The following is a 17,257-nucleotide window of genomic DNA, read 5'->3' on the forward strand; positions in this document are numbered from 1 at the left end:
TCTCTACTTTCTGGATTCCCAGACGCTTACGCGACCGGGCCTCCGAAGATCTCGATGGGCTTGCTGTCGGCCGAGATGGTCACGAGCGCACGCTTGGTGTCCTTGCGCTTGCCGTAACCGAAGCGGGTCCGCTTGCGCTTGCCCTGACGGTTGGCGGTGTTGACGCTGGTGACCTTCACACCGAAGACCTTCTCGACGGCGATCTTGATCTGCGTCTTGTTCGAGTCCGGGTGCACCAGGAAGGTGTAGGTGCCTTCCTCGATCAATCCGTAGGACTTCTCCGAGATGACCGGCGCCAGCAGGATGTCGCGGGGGTCGGCGATGGTGGTCACTTGCTCTCCTCCTGTGCCGCCACAGTGTCCTGCGGAGACTCCGCGGGCCCGTGAACGAAGGTGTTCAAAGCCTCCACGCTGAACACCACTTCGTCGCTGTTCAGCACGTCGTAGGTGTTGAGCTGATCCGGGGCGATCGGCTGCACGTTCTGCAGGTTCGCCACGCTCTTCCACGCGGCGACGTCCTCGCGTCCGACGACGACCAGGAACTTCTTGCGGTCCGACAACTCGGCCAGGAAGGTCTTGGCGGTCTTGGTCGACGGGGCCTGCCCGGCGACCAGCTCGGTGATCACGTGGATGCGCTCGTTGCGGGCCCGGTCCGACAGGGCGCCGCGCAGGGCGGCGGCCTTCATCTTCTTCGGGGTGCGCTGGCTGTAGTCGCGCGGCTGCGGGCCGTGCACGGTGCCACCACCGGCGAACTGCGGCGCGCGGGTCGAACCCTGGCGGGCGCGGCCGGTGCCCTTCTGCCGGTAGGGCTTGCGGCCACCACCGGAGACCTCGCCACGCGTCTTGGTCGCGTGCGTGCCTTGGCGGGCCGCGGCCAGCTGCGCGACGACGACCTGATGCATCAGCGCGATATTGGCGGTCACGTCGAAGATCTCCGCGGGGAGCTCGACGGTGCCGTTGGTCTTGCCACCGATCTCTTTCACCGGCAGCGTGAGGTTGGCGGACTTCTTCTCGGTGTCCGATTTCCGCGTGTTCACTGCGGAGCTGCTCATGCGTGCGCACCACCCTTCACGGCGCTCTTGACGATCACGACGCCGCCCTTGCGACCCGGGATCGCTCCCTTGATCAGCAGCAGGCCGTTCTCGGCGTCCACCTTGTGCACCGACAGGTTCTGCGTGGTGACTCGGTCGTTACCCATCCGGCCCGACATGCGCATGCCCTTGAACACGCGGCCGGGGGTGGCGCAACCGCCGATGGAACCCGGGCGGCGGTGCACCGCCTGCGCACCGTGCGAAGCGCCCTGGCCGCGGAAGCCGTGGCGCTTCATGGTGCCGGCGAAGCCCTTGCCCTTGCTGGTGCCGGTGACGTCGACGTAGGCGCCCTCTTCGAACACGTCGGCGTTGATCTCCTGGCCGACCTCGAAGGTGGAGGCGTCCGCGACGCGGATCTCGACGACGTGGCGACGCGGGGTGACACCGGCCTTGGCGAACTGGCCGGAGACCGGCTTGTTCACCTTGCGCGGGTCGACGGCGCCGAAAGCGACCTGGACGGCGCTGTAGCCGTCGCGCTCCACGGTGCGGATCTGGGTAACGACGTTCGGTCCGGCCTTGATGACGGTCACGGGAACGACGCGGTTCTTGTCGTCGAAGACCTGGGTCATGCCGAGTTTGGTGCCCAGGATGCCGGCCGCCGGCCTGTTCTTGTTGTCAGTCATGTCTCGAGTCCCCGTCACTGAATGTTGACGTCGACGCTGGCCGGCAGGTCGATACGCATGAGCGCATCCACCGTCTTCGGCGTCGGGTCGAGGATGTCGATAAGCCGCTTGTGCGTACGCATCTCGAAGTGCTCGCGCGAGTCCTTGTACTTGTGCGGCGAACGGATGACGCAGTACACGTTCTTCTCGGTCGGCAACGGCACCGGGCCCACGACGCGTGCCCCGGTGCGGGTCACCGTCTCCACGATCTTGCGCGCAGATGCGTCGATCGCCTCGTGGTCATAGGCCTTGAGCCTGATGCGGATCTTTTGTCCCGCCACGCTAAGTGTCCTTTTCTCCGCTTTCCTTCGTGGCCCGGAAGCTGGCTGCGCCAACTGTCTGGACCACCCTCAATGTGCACAGCCCGAACACACGAAGACGTCTCTGCCCGAGAGGTCAGGGCCCGGAGGCGGCGGCCTGCGTAACCTCGCAGGGCCCCCGATCGGGCACTATCCAACACAGTCGAGAACGCGACCGGGCACGCCCGGTCCTCGCCGCTGTTCATCTGTCATGGTTCTCCGGTCCACGCGGTCGGGCGTGTCGCCCGTCCGCTCATTCCTCGGCCATGGAGAAATTCACCATCAGGCCTGGAACACTGTCCCGGACGTACCCACACCGGAAACCCGATGAGGTACACGATTGGAAACTGCTCGCCTCGCCCGACCACAACCCGTTTCACACGGAAACAGGCACGGCCCGGTTCAAGGCAACCCGAACAGTATGCCCGACGCACTCCTACACTTCAAATCAGGTGCCGTGTTCGGTTCGGCAGCGCTGGGCGCTGCGGGTTTACGGCCCGGCGCTCACGTCCGGGCGAGCCGGGCCGCAGCGGGGAAGACCCGGTCTCACTTCACTCGACAGGAGGAGTTGCGCCGAACTCGCCGTTCGGTCGGCAGTCACCAGTAGCCGGTGGACCTGGACCGCGCGCGAACTCTCGACTGTAACTTACTTGCTAGTAATATAGCGGTCATGACGACGGAGACCGCCACGTATCGCAGCTGGAAGAAGCTGCCGGACAACCGGCTCGGCCACCTCCTGTTCTCGCTGGGAATGGTGGCCAGGGTGCCGTACTTCGGCACGGTGCTGCCGAGCGTGGTCCGACTCGAACCGGGACTGTGCGAGGTGACCTCGCCGAAGTGGTTCGGCATCTACAACCACCTGCACACCTTCCACGCGATCGCGGCATGCAACCTCGCCGAGGTGGCGATGGGCATGCTCAGCGAAGCGACCGTTCCCGCGACGCACCGGTGGATCCCGAAAGCTATGCATGTGCAGTACTTGGCCAAGGCCGAGACCGGACTGCGCGCGGTGGCGAAACTGCCCGAGGTCCCCGAGTTCGCGACCATCACCGAAGGCCACGAACTGATTGTGCCGGTGTCGATCTACGACAACCACGGCGTCGAGGTCGTGCACGCCGACATCACCACCTGGGTGACACCCGCATAGCCTCGGTTGTCGGCCGCCGACCGGCCGGTCTCGCCGCGGCGGCCATGTCTCGCGCGGAGGCCCGTCCGGGGCGGGCAGGTCAGCACGGAAGGGGTCGGTTGTCGTCGACGAGTGCCGCGAGCACGGCCGCCGCCGCGCGCGGGTCGGTGAGCAAGCCGCCGTGATCGGCGGCATCGGCGGGACAGCCGTCTTGCAGCCACACATTGCGATCGCGGTCGGACGGGGCCGCGAGCAACGCCGTGTCCTGCGGGGTGATCACGTCGTCGGTATGCGAAGCGATCGCCGTGTACCGGATACCGGGCGTTGTCTCGCCGCCCGCGTTCAGCCGGTTCAGTAGTGGCGACCCCACCATCTGCTGTTGCCCCGCGGTTCCGTAGACCTGGGCGGCTATCTGATTGTCGTTCAGGCCGAGTACGGCCAGGTCCGGGTAATCGGTGCGCAACCCGGCCCAAGTAGAGCCGCGATATGGCGTCCCCAGCGTGACCACTTGCGCTGCCGCGTCCGCTCCGCGGGTCCACAGATACTGACGAATAACGGTGCCACCGGTGGAATGCCCGACCAACGCAACCCGGCTCGCGCCGGTCACCTGTCGTACCAACTGCACGACATCGGCGAGTTCGCCTGCCATCCGGTCGATATCGGCCACGCCGAACAGGGCTTGCCCGAGCAACGCCGCGCCGATCGGTCCGACGCCGGTCGAACTGGATCCGGCCCGCCCGGTCATCATGTCGACAACGCCGGGCGCCGCACCGAGATTCGCGGCGAATACACAGTGCCCCTCGGCCCGCAAGGCGGGCGCCAGCACCGCGAAACTGCGGGTGGCGTCGGTCCCCGACCCGTGCACGAGTACCACCGGCTCCGGTCGTCGAGCCGTAGGCCGACAAGTCCACTCGTTGGCACCGTCCAGTGCCGGAATCTGCACCACGGCAACCGCGCTCGGCGCGGGCAGCAGGGCCGCGCAGGCGAGCGCCGCCACCAGGCCGCAGATCCGCGCGAACCATGCGCGAATACCCATGTCATATTCCCAACGCGGCGGCCAGAACCGGCCAGGAATCCTTCAACGCGTCCTCCCAGTAGCCCCAGGAATGAGTGCCCTCCGGTCGGAAGTTGTAGTGCGCGGGGATGCCGAGGCCGTCCAGTCGGGCTTGCATATTGTGTGCGCAATAATTCGTGGCCGCTTCGATCAGTCCACCGAGTACCAGCTGATTCGAGAATCCCCATGGACCGGGCAGTGAAAATTTCCCGCCATACTGGTCGTAGACGCCGGGGATTCCATTCCCACTGGAAATATAGATCGCTTTTCCACGCAAACCCTCCGCATGAACGTAGGGATCGTTGGCCATCCACTCCGGGTCACCCTCGGGTCCCCACATATTGTCCAGCTCCGCCAGCCCCCATTCCTCGACGGTGAGCCGAACGAATTCGCGGCCGATCGGGTCACTTGTCTGCGCACAACCGCTGTAGGCTGCGACGCCGGAGAACAGATCTCCGGTGGTCGCGGCCAGCGCAAGCGTTGTGGTCGCCGACATCGAGTATCCCGCGAGCGCATTGCGACCATTGGTTCCGAGATAATTGTCGATCAGCGGCGGAAGCTCCCTGCTCAGGAATGTCTTCCATTTCTGACGCCCGAGCCTGTCGTCGTCTTTCTGCCAGTCCGCGTAGTAGCTGAACATCCCGCCGATCGGCGTGATGACGTGCACGTTCTTGTCCGAGAGAAAGCTCATCGCATCGGTTTTCGTGGCCCAGGTCGAGCCGTCGACACCGCCGCCCGCACCGAGCAGCATATACAGCACCGGACGCGGCGCACCGGTATCGGCGGCACGCTGCACCTCCACTGGAATATCAAGGTCCATGGCGGCTGAATGCACCGTTACAGTATGAATCCGCGCCGTGTGCTCTTGCACGGAAACAATAGATGTCTCCGCGGGCGCCGCAGACGCCTGCTCCGGAACGACCACAGATGCGACCGCGCCCACCGCGGCTGCGAACAGCACCAGCCGACGGAGATGATTTCCTCTCATGATTCCCCTTCTCGAGAACGGAACGCAGCACGTTCCGAGCTCAGAATATGGAGCGCCCCAAGTAATCTCACGACCGAAGTTGCGGGGCCACCAATTCTGGGGGCATGCCCGAAAGGGATTTCGCCGATGTCCGGCTTGCGCTCGATGCGCGAGACCCCAATTCTTCGGGCTCGCCCGGTCTCGGTAGTTGCGCTCGCCTCGGCCGAGCCGATTGAATGCCCTCATGGGTGCCAGTACGGTCCAGGAGGTCGATATCTGCGTGGTCGGGCTCGGTCCTACCGGACGGGCGTTGGCCCATCGCGCACTGCGGGCCGGGCTGTCGGTGACCGCTATCGATCCACGCCCCGACCGGATGTGGCCGCCCACCTACTCCTGCTGGGTCGACGAGTTGCCGGACTGGCTGCCCTCTGACGTCATCGCGACCACGATCGCCGCGCCCACCGTCTGGACGACCACCGAGCATCACATCGATCGCCCCTACTGTGTGCTGTCCAAACCCGGTCTGCGGGAGGCGCTCCCGCTCGACGACGCCACCGTCGTGGCGGGCCGGGCGACGCGGGTGGACGCGCACGAGGTGGAGCTGGCCGACGGCACGGGTCATACCGCGGCGACGGTCGTCGACACTCGCGGACTGCCCGCGCTCGGACGCCGCAGAGCCGCGAGCGCGCACGGCGTCTTCGTCGACGCCGAGACCGCCGCGCCGATGGTCGCCGAGGGCGAGGGCCTGCTGCTGGACTGGCGGCCGGAGAACGGCGCGGGCCAGGACGCGCCGCCATCGTTTCTCTACGCCGTACCGCTCGGCGACGGCACGGTGATCTTCGAGGAGACCAGCCTCGGCCTGCCCGGCGGTATGCCGCAGCACGAACTGCGCAGGCGGATGCTCAACCGCCTCGCCGCGCACGGTATCCGGCTCACCGGCGCCGAACCGAGCGAGGCCGCGCATTACCCGCTCGACCAGCCGCCGCCGCGCAAGGGCGAGGCGCGGGCGATTCCGTTCGGTTCCCGCGGCGGCATGATGCACCCGTGCACCGGCTACAGCGTCGCCACCTCACTGACCCTGGCCGACACCGCGGTCACCGCGCTGCGGCAGGGCCGCGACCTGATCGCCGAGTTGTGGCCGTGGCGCGCACGACTGGTGTATTGGATGCGCACGCGCGGTCTCTACGGGCTGGGCAGACTTACCACCGAACAATCCGTCGCCATGTTCGAGGCATTCTTCACCGCCTCCCCGCGCGGCCGGCGCGCCCTGCTGTCCGCGCGCGACGACTACACCGCGCTCGGCGCCGTGCTGTTCGACACCGTCGCACACACCTGGCCATTCCGCTGGCGCTACGACCTGGTCGGCTGGACCAACCGGAGCCGCTGGGAGGACTACGACTTCGGTCAGGCGCCGGTCTCGGCCGCACGGCGATAGCCGCGGACCGCGGGGTAGGCGAAGACCACGATCATCCCGATCGTCCACGCGAGGGTCTTCAGCAGCGGCTGCGCTACCGGGCCGCCGTAGGACAGTCCGCGCATGGCGTCGATGGCACAGCTCATCGGCTGGTTACCGACCACACCCTGCAGCCAGCTCGGGTAAACGAAAGTCGGGACGAATCCGGAGTTGAAGAACATCAGCAGCGTATTGACGATCCCGATGATGTTCACCAGCATCACGCCCTCGGACACCGTCGCCAGCGCGGTGACCAGTACGGCGAAAGCGACCCCGAACAGGACCGGAATACCGATCAGGGCCAGTGCGGCCGCCGGCCCTTGGTCGAAACGGAAGCCGATGGTGAACCCGACCAGGAGCACGAACAACGTGGTGACCAGCACCCGGATCGCCTCGGCGAGCAGTCGCCCGGTCACACCGGCCGCGCGATGGATCGGCATGGTCCAGAAGCGGCCGAGCAACCCGGTCATCTTCTCGACCTTGAAGCCGAGCGCGCTCACCACGGCGCCGGACATCGCCGCGACCAGAGTGATCAGCGGAACTGTTCCGTAGACGCTCGGTTTGCCGGTCGCCAGCGTGATCGAGTCGCCGAGCACGATACGGAACATCAGCAGGGTGAGCGCCGGGTAGAGCAGGGTCTGGATCGTCGTCGCGGGATCGCGCGCCCACGCCAGCAGCAGTCGCCTGCACTGGATCAGGCTGTGCGCAGCCCAGGTGCGCACCGAATCCTCCGCGCGTGCGGCCACCTCGGGCAGCGACGACCGGCCTAGGTGCGCGATCACGTTGTCGGCGGGTGCCACGGTCGCCTCCACAGAACTCATGACCGCCTCACACTCGCCCAGATCGCCAACGGGATGAATACCACCGCGAGTCCGGTCACCCACACCAACGGCACCCACAACACCTGCCAGGACACTCCGTCCGCCGCCATATCGCGCAAAGCGAAGGAGAACTGGGAGATCGGCTGGTTGCGCACGAACGGCCGAATCCACATCGGAAAGCTCCGTTCGGGCACGAACCCGCAGGAAAGCATGCCGAAGATCAGCGTCGGAAGGGTCAGCGCCTGACTCAGCGACTCCGGGCTCTTGGTCAGACTGCCGAGCGCGTCGGCGCCGATCGCGAGCACCGTACCGATGGCGAGCGCGAAGCCACAGAACAGCACCGCCTGCCCGAGACCCGCGACGAAGCGGAATCCGATGACGTAGCCGAAGGCGAGCGCGGCGGTCAACGAAGTGACCGACCGGACCAGCCCGGCCGCGATGCGCGAGGTGAACGGGACGAGCGTGCCGATCGGCATGGTCTGCATTCGGGTGCTCAACCCGGTCATCGCCTCGAACGCGGCCACCTGCGCGTTGGACATCATCGTGAAGGCCATGGTCTGCAGCACGATGATCGGCATGACGAATTGGGCGTAGTCGATGCCCTGGAACTTCATCACGTAGCGCAGCGGCAGGTAGAAGCCGAGCGTGAACACCAACGGCGTGACCATCGCGACGACCAACTCGCCTTTGGTCACCATGGTGCGGACGATTCGACCGGTCAGCGCGCGCCACTGCGCGAACGACGACAGCCGCGCGTCGGGAAGCTCGGCGAAGAGAGTCGCCACGGCCGGTGTGCTCTCCGAGGCGGTCGCAGCGGTCACGCGCGACCGCCGGTGTGCCCGGTGATGGACAGGAACACGTCGTCCAGGGAGGGGCGACGCAGTGCGATGTCGGCCAGATCCACGCCCGCGCTGTCGAGCCTGCGCAGCGCTTCGGTCAGCGTGACCGCGCCCTCGGGCGCCGGAATGGAGAGCCGGTCGGCGCCGTCGAGGTCGGCGAGCAGCGCGGGCGGCACCAGGTCGCCGAGCGCGTAAGCGGCGGTGCGCAGCTTGGTCGGATCCAACGGGACGACCTCGCAGTAGCTCCCGCCGGTCTTCTCCTTGAGTTCGTCGGCGGTGCCCTCCGCGATCACAGTGCCCTTGTCGATCACGATGATGTTGTCGCTGAGCACGTCGGCTTCCTCGAGGTACTGCGTGGTCAGCAGCACCGTGATGCCCTGCGTTTTGAGCGCGTTCACCAGATCCCACACACCCTGGCGGCTGCGCGGATCGAGGCCGGTGGTCGGCTCGTCCAGAAACACCACCTCCGGGCGTACCACGAGGCCGCAGGCGATGTCGACGCGGCGGCGCATGCCGCCCGAGTAGTGCCGCACCGCGCGGCGGCCCGCGCTCACCAGGTCGAACTCCTCGAGCAAGGTGTCGGCGCGCTTACGGGCCGCGGATTTGGCCAGGCCCATCAGCCTGCCGAACAGCTCCAGGTTCTCCCGGCCGGAGAGATTCTCGTCCAGCGCCGCGTATTGCCCGGTCATCATGATCGAGCGGCGGACGCCCGCCGGATCCTGCACGACGTCGTGCCCGGCGACGACCGCGGTGCCGGAATCGGGGCGAAGCAGGGTGGACAGGACCTTCACCATCGTCGTCTTGCCCGCGCCGTTCGGGCCGAGGACACCGAGGACGGATGCGCGGTCGGCGACGAAGCTGACGCCTTGCAGTGCATGCACATCGCCGAATGACTTGCGGACATCCGCTACCCGGACCGCTGGCTCACTCGCATGCGAATCTGCTTGGTTGGAACTCGGCATCAACTCTCCACTATCGGCCGGTGCGGCGACGAGGTCGCCCGAGCGCGGGCTGCGCTCCGCTTGGTGATCCGTCGCGCTCGGCGTGATGTTACCGGCCCGGCTGCCTCGGCCATCTCGTCGCGCGCTATACCCACCCGGTGGTGCACCAAATGTGCGCTTACTCACATTTGCCGCTTTCAGTCGACACACCAAGGATCGGCGCTGGTGAGGGCGATCACAGAGGCGAAACGAGGTCGACGACCAAGCCTTGTCGGCCCGCGTCGGCAGACCATAGTCTGCTTGCGGGGGACTACACCCACTCGTCCACGACGGTGCCCCCGCAGACCGGTCCACACGCTGTTGTCGACACTGCGAGAGGTGACCATGGCCGATTCCGCGCAGCCACGATTGGCGGCGCAGCCGGGAGGAACGGGCCGATCGACCGTGCTGACCTCCTACGACCCGCGCACCGGCGAGGCGGTCGGCAGCTATGCCGTGATGCATTCCGGTGAGCTGACCCGCGCCGTGCGCGCCGCGCGCGCCGCCGAGAAGTGGTGGGCGGAACTGGGATTCAGCACCCGCAAGCGCTGGCTGCTGGACTGGAAGCGCGACATCGTCCGACGCTCGGGCGAGTTGATCGACATCGTGTCCGCGGAGACCGGAAAACCGGAAGCGGACGCCGCGATCGAGGTGATGCTCGCGGTGGAGAATCTGGACTGGGCCGCGCGCAACGCGAGCCGCGCGCTCGGCCGCCGACGACTCGGCTCCACCTGGCTGTCCCGCAACCAGTTGGCTTCGGTCGGCTATCTGCCGCTCGGCGTGGTCGGCGTGCTCGGACCGTGGAACAACCCGGTATTCACCCCGATGGGCTCGATCGCCTACGCGATGGCGGCGGGCAACGCCGTGGTGTTCAAACCGCATGAGTTGACCACCGGCGTCGGGGTGTGGCTGGCCGACAGTTGGGCCGGACTCGCGCCGAATCAGCCGGTGCTGCAGGCGGTGACCGGCGACACCGCGACCGGCGCCGCGCTGTGTCGCGCCAAGGTCGACAAGATCGCCTACGCGGGCTCGGAAGCGGGTGCGCGCGAGGTGATCGCCTTGTGCGCACAGACCATGACTCCGGTTGTCGTGGAGCGCGGCGGCAAGGGTTGCCTGGTCGTGCACGTGGACGCGAAGCTCGACGACGCCGCGGCGGCCGCGGTGTTCGGCGCGATGGCCAATTCCGGCCAGAATGCCACCGGCATTCACCGCGCCTACGTCGCCGAGTCGGTCTACGACCGGTTCCTGAAACTGGTGGTGGACCAGACCCGCAAGCTGCGGCCGGGCGCGGACCGGAAGGCTTCGTACGGTCCGATGACCATGGAGTCCCAGATCGACCTGGTGCGCAGACAAGTACGCGACGCGGTGGCCAGCGGCGGGCGCACGGTGGTCGGCGGGCTGGATTCGATCCGTGAGCCCTATATCGCGCCGATCGTGCTCGCCGAGGTGCCCGAGGCGAGTATCGCGGTCACCGGCGAGGGGATCGGCCCGGTGCTCATCGTGAACAAGGTGGCGAGTATGGACGACGCCGCCGAGCGGATCAACGCGGTCGGCTCCGATGTCGCGGTGTCGGTGTTCACCAGGGATGTGCACGACATCGAGGCATTCGCCGAACAACTGCGGGTCGGGGTGGTGACCATCAACTCCGCCACGGCCCACGCGGGTATCCCCGCACTGCCTTTCGGTGGCGTCGGCGAGTACGGGCACGGCCACAGCCACGGCGACCAGGGGCTACGCGAGTTCAGCCGGACTCTCGCCATCGCACGGAAGCGTTACCGAGCCCCGGTGAGCCTGTCCACATTCGACCGCCACCCGCGGCATCTACGACTGGCCAGGACGATCTTCCAGGTCCGGCACGGGCGCCGCGCCTGAGGACTGCACCGGCATGAGCGGTCAGGGCCCGGAGGCGGGAGCGCAGCGTAACCACGCAGGGCCCCCGCTCATGCCACAAAAGGCACCGGCATGAGCGGTCAGGGCCCCGGAGGCGGGAGCGCCGCGTAACCACGCAGGGCCCCCGCTCATGCCAGAAACGGCACCGACTCAGCCCAGCAGTACCGCGTCCATCAGTGCCGTGACCCGCGCCACGTGCGCGGGACGGGAATCGAATCGGATCAGCCTGCCGACGTCGATCACCTGGCCGATGGCGGCGTGCACCCGAAAGCGCGCCTCGACCGGATCGCCGTCGAGCAGGTTGGCCCACTCCAGCACGTTCTGCCGCTGGATGGCACGCAGCTTGTGCTGCTCGGCCTGCGGCAGGTTGCTGAATTCGGCGTAGTAGACCGGCATGATCTCCGGCATGGCGAAGCTGAGTTTGGCGTAACGGTCGGCAATGCGCCGCGCCGCGTCCTGCTTGCTGGTCGCCTCGGCCAACGCCTCGGTGATCGCGATGGCCAGCCGGTCACCGGTGCGGTAGAAGGCCGCGGCGAGCAGGTCGGCTTTACTCGCGAAGTATCGGTACACGCTGGAGGCGTTGATGCCGACGGCCGCGCCGATCTCCTCGATACTCGCCTCGTGGTAGCCCTGCCTGCCGAAGATCCGGATCGCCTCGGTGAGCAACTGCTCGCGCTTCGAGGTCACCGGGATGCCCCGCACGGACGGCTCGGTGTTCGGTTCCGCGGGAGCGGGGGGCAGTTCGGCGCGCAGCATTGCCCAGGCCATATCCGCTTGCAGCGGAAGCAACTTGGCGCTCGACAGCGCGGTGCGATGCGCGGAGATGCTGGCGATCGCACTGAGCACGCCTGCGGCGAGCATGGCCACGTCGGCGGGTGGCGCGGCCGGCCGTAATTGCGCGATCGGCGTCGCGAGGGTGTTGTTCAGATCGTCGTAGATCTTCTTGATCCGGGTCCGGTCGGCAGGCTCGAGATAGCGGCGTTCCCAGCGATAGAGGCCGGCCTCCCGGCGGATCTCGATGGTGTGCTCGCCGATGGCGCGAATCAGCCGGTCCAAGCGGCCTTTCGGGTCGAGCCGCTCGTCATCGGCGGCTACCGCGACATTCAGCAGATGGCGAGCGCCCTCCTCGGCCGCCGCGACCAACAGCGCGTACTTGTTGGTGAAATGCCGATACAGCGCGGGACCGGAAATGCCCACCTCGGCGGCGATCTCGTCGACGCCGACCGGGTAATACCCGCGTTCGCTGAACGCTCGCGCGGCCGCCCTGATGATCTGCACCTTGCGATCCTTCGGGCGACGTCGCGCCGACGAGGCCGCGGTGGCGCCTGCCCTACTCCCCCGGTCGGGCCGCGCGGGAGCGAGATCGATCTCGCTGCGTTCGGCGACCATGCACCTCTCCGTTCTCCGGCGACACTGGTGGTTGACAGTGCCCGACATGAAACCTAAGTTAACCACAATTCGCATAGTTAACCACTATTCACAGCGAGATATCCATCGAACGACCTGGGTAGGAGCGAAAATGAGCGACCCTGATTCCGCAGGCTCGACTGCCGCCCCCCTGCCCACGCCGGGGTTCGCGACGGTCAAGGACGGCGCGGTGCTGCGGGTCACCATCACCCAGCCGAAGCGGAAGAACGCCATCGACTACGACACGATGCTCGCGCTCGGAGACGCCTTCCACGCGGCAGCCGAGGACAGTGCCGTGCGGGTGATCGTGCTGACCGGAGAAGGCGGTGATTTCTGCAGCGGCGCCGACCTGTCGGCGACCGCGCGCGCGGCGCGGCGCGGCGCGGTATCAGCTCGGACATGGTGATGGACGCGGCGAACCGACTGGTGCGCGCCGTCGTCGACGCTCCGGTTCCGGTGATCGTGCGGATCAGGGGCGCGGCGGCGGGCATCGGGGTCGGCATCGCGCTGGCGGCCGACCTGGTCTACGCGAGCGAGGACTCCTATCTCCTGCTCGCTTTCATCAACATCGGGCTGATGCCCGACGGCGGCGCCTCCGCGCTGGTCGCCGCGGCGGCCGGGCGCCCGCTGGCCGCGGCGATGGCACTGCTCGGTGAGCGGCTGCCCGCCACCGCCGCTCGAGCGGCCGGCCTGATCACGGCGGTCGTACCCGACGAGGAACTCGACGCGACGGTGCAGACCGCGGCCCCGAAGATCGCCGCAGGCCCGCGCCGTGCGCTCGAACTCACCAAGAAGGCGCTCAACCAGGCGACACTGACCTCGCTGGATACGGCACTGGCCACCGAGAAGGCCGGCAGTCCGAATTGCTGCGGTCCGCGGATTTCGTCGAGGGCGCCACAGCCATGCTCACCAAGCGCAAGGCCGTCTTCGCGGACTGATCAGCCCGCCGTAACGGACCGGCCGATCGCAGACTATGTTCATCGGCTATGACTTACCTGGTTACCGGGGCAACTGGGTTCATCGGTCGGTTCCTCATCCCCGAGCTGCTCGAACGCGAGGGTGACATCCATGTGCTGGTACGGCCGGGCGACGCGTCGGCCGACCGGTTCGCCTGTTGCGCGCGGGAGTGGGCGGGCGGCGACCGCGTCCGTCCGGTGCGCGGCGATCTCGGCGCGCCGGGGCTCGGCGTCGACCCGGCCTGGCTGGACGAGCACCGCGGCACGATCGAGCACGTCTTCCATCTGGCTGCCAGCTACGACCTGACCGAGCGCGGGGCGGGGACCCGGCATGTGGTCGACGTCGCCGAGAACCTCGAAGCCGGTCTGCTGCACCACATGTCGACGGTGGAAGTGGCCGGGTCCAGCGCGGGCCTGTTCACCGAGGACATGTTCGACCGCGGTCAGGCGCTGGCCACGCCGATGCAGCGCGCCAAGTTCGAGGCCGAACGAATCGTGCGGGAATCCCCCCTCCGGTGGCGCATCTACCGGCCCTCGATCGTGATCGGTCATTCCAGGACCGGCGAGATCGATCGGATCGACGGCCCCTACTATTTCTTCCGCCTGCTGCGCATGGGCGCGCAATTACCGAGGCTGCTGCCGGTGCTGGTGCCGAGACTCGGCGAAACCAACATGGTTCCGGTCGATTTCGTCGCCCGCGCCCTGGACCACATCGCCCACCGGCCCTGCTCGGACAAGACCACCTACCATTTGGCCGATCCGCGCAGGCAGGGCGCCGTCGAGGCGCTGAACCTGTTCGCCGACGAGGCGGGCGCGCCGCACCTGGTCGAGGTGATGCCCAAGCGCACCCTCGACATGCTGCTGCGCGTCCCCGGTGCGAACGCACTGCTCCCCCGCGTCGGCGTTCCGCTGGATGTGCTGGAGCACAGTGAATTCACCTGCTGGTTCGACTGCCGACACACCACCGCGGCCCTCGCGGGCACCGACATCAAGGTCCCGCCCCTGGCCGGTTACGCCCCGCTGATCTGGAAGTACTGGATCGAGAACTGGGTCTGAGCCGCTGCGCGACGGGCGTAGCCGCAGCGAGCCGATGGGTAGCTCACGCCCGGCGAGATAACCGCATGACCGGCGCAGCTCGCCGCCCGCGCCGGGCGAGCGAAGGCAGGGCAGCCGCCTAGCTACCGGTGACGGTGAGGTAGATCAGGGCGATATTGAGCATCGAGATGATGGCGGCGACCAGCCAGGCCAACATCGTGGTCACGCGATGGTTGACGTCCTCGCCCATCAGGGCGCGGTCGCTGGTGAAGCGCACCAAGGGGATCAGCGCGAACGGAATGCCGAAGGAGAGCGCCACCTGCGAAACGATCAGCGCGCGCGTGGGATCGATGCCGGCGGCCAGGATCACTATGGCCGGGACCAAGGTGACCAGGCGGCGCCACAGGAGCGGAATGCGCTTGCGCAGCAAACCCTGCATGATCATCGCGCCCGCGTACGCGCCGACCGAGGTGGAGGCCAGACCGGAGGCCAGCAGACCGATCGCGAGCAGCAGCGCGGCGACCGGACCGAGCGCGTCGCCGACGGCGGCGTGCGCATCCTCGATGGTCGTGACCTCGCGCCCGCGCAGCGTGTTCGCCGCCATCAGGAGCATGGCCAGGTTCACCGTGCCCGCCAGAATCATGGCGAGGCCGACATCGACCCTGGTCATCCGCAGCAACCTGGTGCGCGGCGGACCCGGCTGCGGGTGCCCATGCCGGTCGCGGGCCAGCCCGGAATGCAGGTACACCGCGTGCGGCATGACCGTCGCGCCGATCATGGCCGCGGCGAGCAGCACACTCTCGGCGCCCTGGAAGCGCGGAAGCAGGCCGCCGACGGTGCTGCCGACCGATGGCGGCGAGATCACCACGCTGGCCAGGAAGCCGATCGCGACTATCGCCAGCAGCCCGGTGATCATCCGCTCGAACGGCCGCTGCCCGCGCCGGTCCTGGACCAGCAGCAGCGCCATCGATACCGCGCCGGTGATCACGCCGCCGACCAGCAGCGGCAGCCCGAACAGCAGGTTCAGCGCGATCGCGCCGCCGACCACCTCGGCGAGGTCGGTGGCCATGGCAACCGTCTCGGCCTGGCCCCAGTACGCCAATCGGACCGGGCGGCTCGCCTTTTCCCGCACCGCCTCCGGCAGCGACAGACCGGTCACCAGTCCCAGCTTGGCGGAGAGGAACTGGACCAGACCGGCCATGACGTTCGCCATCACGATGACCCAGACGAGAAGGTAACCGAACTGCGCGCCCGCGCTGATGTTGGACGCGACGTTGCCGGGATCGACATAGGCGATGGCGGCGACGAACGCGGGCCCGAGCAGAACGGTTGTCGCGCGCGCCCGCTGTGTGGCGGATCGGGCGGACTCGACCAAGGCGATACTCACAACAGTATTTTACGGGTTGCCAAACTTTTTGGTTAGCTGAACCCGCAAAAAAGCGACCGCCCGGCCGCGCAGTGGGCGCGACCAGGCGGTCGGGTTCGTGTTCAGCCGGGATATTCGGCTCGGCTCACCGGCTCAGATGCCGAGACCCTTCGCCAGGACCGGCCACGAACGCAGGAACTCGTCGCGCCAGTATCCCCACGAGTGCGTGCCCGAATCCCGGAAGTTCCAGGTCGCCGGGATGCCCAGCTCGTTCAGCTTGTTCTGCAGGTTGTGCGTGCAGTAGTTGGTCCCGGCCTCGATCACGCCGCCGATGACGATCTGGTTGGCCAGGCCGTAAGCGCCCGGCAGCGCGTACTGGCCGTTGAGCGTGTCGTACTGCCCGGGAAGGCCGTTGCCGGTGGAGATGTACAGATCGAGCCCACGCAGCCCCTCGGCATTCACGTACGGGTCGTTGGCCACCCACTCCGCCGACCCCTGCGGGCCCCACATGTTGTTGGTGTCACCGCCACCCCAGGTCTCGACGGTGAGTTTCACGAACTCCGAGCCGATCGGATCGCTGGTCTGCGCGCAGCCGCTGTAGGCCGCGACCGCCTTGTACAGCCCCTGCTTGGCGATCGGCAACGCGAGCACGGTGGTGCCCGAGGTGGACAGGCCCGCAATGGCGTTCACGCCGTTGGTGCCGAGCGCGCCGTCGACCAGCGGCGGCAGCTCCTCGGTGAAGAACGTCTTCCACTTGTTGCGGCCGAGTACCGGGTCGTCCTTGATCCAGTCGGTGTAGTAACTCCACTTGCCGCCGATCGGCTGGATCACGTTGACGTTCTTGTCCGACAAGAACTGCAGCGCGTCCGACTTCGCCTGCCACGACGCGTCGTCCTCGCCGCCGCCGGCGCCGTTGAGCAGGTACAACGTCGGGCGCGGCACCGACGCGTCGGCCGGGCGCTGGACGTCGATGATCACCTTCTCGTCCATCGCCGCCGAGTACACGTACAACCGGATGTTGCGCGCGTCCTTGTATTCGGCCTTCGCGATACGCGAACCATCCGGGGCGGTCGGGTTGCCGAGCAGGGTTTTGGAATCGATGATCGGGTCAGCTGTCGCACTGGTCGCGCCGAGACCGGTCATGACCCCCGCAAGCACCGCTGTTGCCGCGATCGCGGCCGCGGCACGTAGGCCGCCACGCCGGGTCTGTCGACGTATCAATTTCGCACCTTCGCTTCGTCTCGAGATTCTGCATTCCCCACCTACCGGGGTCGATGCCCTGGACATCACGCCCGACCATACGGCCAATGTA

At 67.4% G+C, this 17,257-nt stretch carries 18 protein-coding genes; 6 read left to right on the top strand and 12 right to left on the bottom strand.

The window, feature by feature from the left end; genetic code table 11:
• Positions 1 to 26 precede the first annotated feature (26 nt).
• The 4 genes from rplW to rpsJ are packed head-to-tail and all read right to left on the bottom strand — an operon-like array spanning position 27 to position 2,033.
• Positions 27 to 332, bottom strand: a complete 306-nt coding sequence (rplW, locus tag AB0B25_RS09830; RefSeq protein WP_014981657.1) for a 50S ribosomal protein L23 — start codon at positions 330 to 332, stop codon at positions 27 to 29.
• Positions 329 to 1,051, bottom strand: a complete 723-nt coding sequence (gene rplD / locus AB0B25_RS09835) for a 50S ribosomal protein L4 (protein WP_357176839.1) — start codon at positions 1,049 to 1,051, stop codon at positions 329 to 331. Before rplD ends, rplW begins: the two co-directional genes overlap by 4 nt.
• Positions 1,048 to 1,713, bottom strand: coding sequence for a 50S ribosomal protein L3 (gene rplC, locus AB0B25_RS09840; protein WP_357071086.1), 666 nt, complete (start codon positions 1,711 to 1,713; stop codon positions 1,048 to 1,050). Before rplC ends, rplD begins: the two co-directional genes overlap by 4 nt.
• A 14-nt stretch (positions 1,714 to 1,727) precedes the next feature.
• Entirely contained in the window at positions 1,728 to 2,033 is a 306-nt protein-coding gene (gene rpsJ, locus AB0B25_RS09845; protein WP_003938093.1) for a 30S ribosomal protein S10, read from the bottom strand.
• Between the two features lie 688 nt (positions 2,034 to 2,721).
• Between rpsJ and AB0B25_RS09850 the strand changes: the two genes are divergently transcribed.
• Complete coding sequence (locus AB0B25_RS09850) at positions 2,722 to 3,198, top strand: hotdog fold domain-containing protein (RefSeq protein WP_357176840.1); 477 nt, start codon at positions 2,722 to 2,724, stop codon at positions 3,196 to 3,198.
• Between the two features lie 79 nt (positions 3,199 to 3,277).
• On the opposite strand, the gene AB0B25_RS09855 is transcribed toward AB0B25_RS09850, so the two are convergent.
• Entirely contained in the window at positions 3,278 to 4,213 is a 936-nt protein-coding gene (locus AB0B25_RS09855) for a triacylglycerol lipase (RefSeq protein WP_357176841.1), read from the bottom strand.
• Between the two features lies 1 nt (position 4,214).
• A complete protein-coding gene (locus AB0B25_RS09860; RefSeq protein WP_357176842.1) occupies positions 4,215 to 5,066 on the bottom strand; it encodes an alpha/beta hydrolase family protein in 852 nt (283 codons plus the stop codon).
• Positions 5,067 to 5,442: 376 nt separating this feature from the next.
• Between AB0B25_RS09860 and AB0B25_RS09865 the strand changes: the two genes are divergently transcribed.
• Positions 5,443 to 6,633 carry a lycopene cyclase family protein gene (locus tag AB0B25_RS09865; RefSeq protein ID WP_357176843.1) on the top strand — a complete coding sequence of 397 codons (1,191 nt, stop codon included), beginning with the start codon at positions 5,443 to 5,445 and terminating at the stop codon, positions 6,631 to 6,633.
• On the opposite strand, the gene AB0B25_RS09870 is transcribed toward AB0B25_RS09865, so the two are convergent.
• The 3 genes from AB0B25_RS09870 to AB0B25_RS09880 are packed head-to-tail and all read right to left on the bottom strand — an operon-like array spanning position 6,603 to position 9,273.
• Positions 6,603 to 7,472 carry an ABC transporter permease gene (locus AB0B25_RS09870; protein WP_357176844.1) on the bottom strand — a complete coding sequence of 290 codons (870 nt, stop codon included), beginning with the start codon at positions 7,470 to 7,472 and terminating at the stop codon, positions 6,603 to 6,605. The genes AB0B25_RS09865 and AB0B25_RS09870 overlap by 31 nt on opposite strands.
• Complete coding sequence (locus tag AB0B25_RS09875) at positions 7,469 to 8,257, bottom strand: ABC transporter permease (RefSeq protein ID WP_357176919.1); 789 nt, start codon at positions 8,255 to 8,257, stop codon at positions 7,469 to 7,471. The genes AB0B25_RS09870 and AB0B25_RS09875 overlap by 4 nt, the downstream gene beginning before the upstream one ends.
• A 32-nt stretch (positions 8,258 to 8,289) precedes the next feature.
• Entirely contained in the window at positions 8,290 to 9,273 is a 984-nt protein-coding gene (locus AB0B25_RS09880; protein WP_357176845.1) for an ATP-binding cassette domain-containing protein, read from the bottom strand.
• Between the two features lie 363 nt (positions 9,274 to 9,636).
• On the opposite strand from AB0B25_RS09880, the gene AB0B25_RS09885 reads away from it, so the two are divergent.
• On the top strand, positions 9,637 to 11,163 hold the full coding sequence (locus AB0B25_RS09885) for an aldehyde dehydrogenase family protein (RefSeq protein WP_357176920.1): 1,527 nt from the start codon (positions 9,637 to 9,639) through the stop codon (positions 11,161 to 11,163).
• Between the two features lie 168 nt (positions 11,164 to 11,331).
• On the opposite strand, the gene AB0B25_RS09890 is transcribed toward AB0B25_RS09885, so the two are convergent.
• Complete coding sequence (locus AB0B25_RS09890) at positions 11,332 to 12,570, bottom strand: helix-turn-helix domain-containing protein (protein ID WP_357176846.1); 1,239 nt, start codon at positions 12,568 to 12,570, stop codon at positions 11,332 to 11,334.
• Between the two features lie 130 nt (positions 12,571 to 12,700).
• Here AB0B25_RS09890 and AB0B25_RS09895 point away from each other — a divergent pair, with 130 nt between their 5' ends.
• From AB0B25_RS09895 to AB0B25_RS09905, 3 genes are read left to right on the top strand one after another with little or no spacing between them, the layout of a single operon-like run.
• Positions 12,701 to 12,994 carry an enoyl-CoA hydratase-related protein gene (locus AB0B25_RS09895; protein WP_357176847.1) on the top strand — a complete coding sequence of 98 codons (294 nt, stop codon included), beginning with the start codon at positions 12,701 to 12,703 and terminating at the stop codon, positions 12,992 to 12,994.
• The gene (locus tag AB0B25_RS09900) at positions 12,988 to 13,578 is read left to right on the top strand and encodes an enoyl-CoA hydratase-related protein (RefSeq protein WP_357176848.1); all 591 of its coding nucleotides are present in this window, start codon (positions 12,988 to 12,990) and stop codon (positions 13,576 to 13,578) included. The genes AB0B25_RS09895 and AB0B25_RS09900 overlap by 7 nt, the downstream gene beginning before the upstream one ends.
• Positions 13,575 to 14,600: an SDR family oxidoreductase gene (locus tag AB0B25_RS09905; protein ID WP_357176849.1), complete on the top strand. Its 1,026-nt coding sequence runs from the start codon at positions 13,575 to 13,577 to the stop codon at positions 14,598 to 14,600. The genes AB0B25_RS09900 and AB0B25_RS09905 overlap by 4 nt, the downstream gene beginning before the upstream one ends.
• Before the next feature lie 118 nt (positions 14,601 to 14,718).
• Here AB0B25_RS09905 and AB0B25_RS09910 read toward each other — a convergent pair whose 3' ends face one another.
• Both AB0B25_RS09910 and AB0B25_RS09915 read right to left on the bottom strand, forming a co-directional pair.
• Positions 14,719 to 15,960 (bottom strand): Nramp family divalent metal transporter, encoded by a 1,242-nt coding sequence (locus AB0B25_RS09910; RefSeq protein ID WP_357176921.1) that lies wholly within the window; start codon positions 15,958 to 15,960, stop codon positions 14,719 to 14,721.
• Between the two features lie 138 nt (positions 15,961 to 16,098).
• A complete protein-coding gene (locus AB0B25_RS09915; protein WP_357176922.1) occupies positions 16,099 to 17,088 on the bottom strand; it encodes an alpha/beta hydrolase family protein in 990 nt (329 codons plus the stop codon).
• Between the last annotated feature and the right edge of the window lie 169 nt (positions 17,089 to 17,257).

This window comes from Nocardia sp. NPDC049190 (genome assembly GCF_040648115.1).
Classification (GTDB): Bacteria; Actinomycetota; Actinomycetes; order Mycobacteriales; family Mycobacteriaceae; genus Nocardia.